The organism is Mesorhizobium sp. M7A.F.Ca.US.010.02.1.1, assembly GCF_004023085.1.
Lineage (GTDB): Bacteria > Pseudomonadota > Alphaproteobacteria > Rhizobiales > Rhizobiaceae > Mesorhizobium.
On the sequence record NZ_RZRV01000105.1, the window covers coordinates 1 to 1,169 of the forward strand.

Genomic DNA, 1,169 nt, shown 5'->3' on the forward strand with positions numbered 1-1,169 from the left:
CCCCTTGTATCTGCACGAGATGATTATGTGCGATGGAAGCGATTGAGCCTCGGGCCGGATGGCCATCCGGCCCGAGGCTTGGCGAAGTCGCCCGCTGCCCCTCCGGCTACAACCGTCAATGAGCTTGGGATCTTCGCCTTTGTCACGCACGACCGAATAGTCGCTTGGCTCCAATCGCACGAACAAGGCAGGTTACCGTGAACAACATTATTTGTGGAGTTGATGTTTCGAAAGATTGGCTGGACGCCCATATCCGGCCGGGCGCTGCGTTTGCTCGCTTCGCCAACGACGCAGCGGGACTAGGCGAGTTGCTGGTGTTTTGCCGCGGCCATCGTGTCGAGCTCGCGGTTATGGAGGCCACGGGCGGTTATGAGCGGTTGGCCTTTCTGTGGCTTTGGGAGAACGGCCTGCCTTGCGGCATCGTCAATCCTCGCAGCGTGCGTCGCTTCGCCGAAGCAATGGGCACCTTCGAGAAAACCGATCGCATCGACGCGGCCGTGATCGCCCATTACGCGTCGGTCAAGCAGATCGTGCCGGCGGCGCCGCCCAGTCCCGCGCAGCAGCGACTGAAAGTCTTGGTTTCCAGGCTTTCCCAAGTCACCGGCGACATCACCGTCAACAAGCAGCGCAAGAGCGCCACCACAGACGCCGAGACGCTGGCCAGTCTCTCCACGGTGCTGACCTGCCTCAAGCGCGAGGAGAAGCGGCTGGCTGGCGAGGTGGCCTCGCTGATTGACGATGATCCGTTGTGGGCCAGGCTCGACATGACATTCCGCGTCTTCAAGGGCTTGGCTGACCGCACCGTTGCCCGTCTGTTGGCGGAGGTCCCCGAGATCGGCATCGTCTCCAACAAGGCCATCGCCAAGCTGGTGGGGCTCTCGCCTTTCGCCAATGATAGCGGCAAACGCGAGGGACCTCGTAATATTCGGGGCGGTCGCACCGGGCCGCGTGGCATTCTCTTTATCGTTGCCCGGCACGTCGCCAGGTACGATCCTCATCTGCAAGCTTTCGCCGAACGGTTGCAAAAGGCTGGCAAAACCAAAATGGTCATCCGCATGGCGCTGGCGCGAAAACTCCTCGTCATTCTCAATGCAAAAGCACGCGATGCGCGCATGGAGTTCGCCAATGCAACTTGACACCACAGATAGTCGCTCATTGCCCTGCCGGGC

At 60.9% G+C, this 1,169-nt stretch carries 1 protein-coding gene; it reads left to right on the forward strand.

Annotated elements, in window-relative coordinates:
* Nucleotides 1-197 precede the first annotated feature (197 nt).
* Nucleotides 198-1,136 carry an IS110 family transposase gene (locus tag EOA19_RS34915; RefSeq protein ID WP_127270070.1) on the forward strand — a complete coding sequence of 313 codons (939 nt, stop codon included), beginning with the start codon at nt 198-200 and terminating at the stop codon, nt 1,134-1,136.
* Nucleotides 1,137-1,169: the final 33 nt, after the last annotated feature.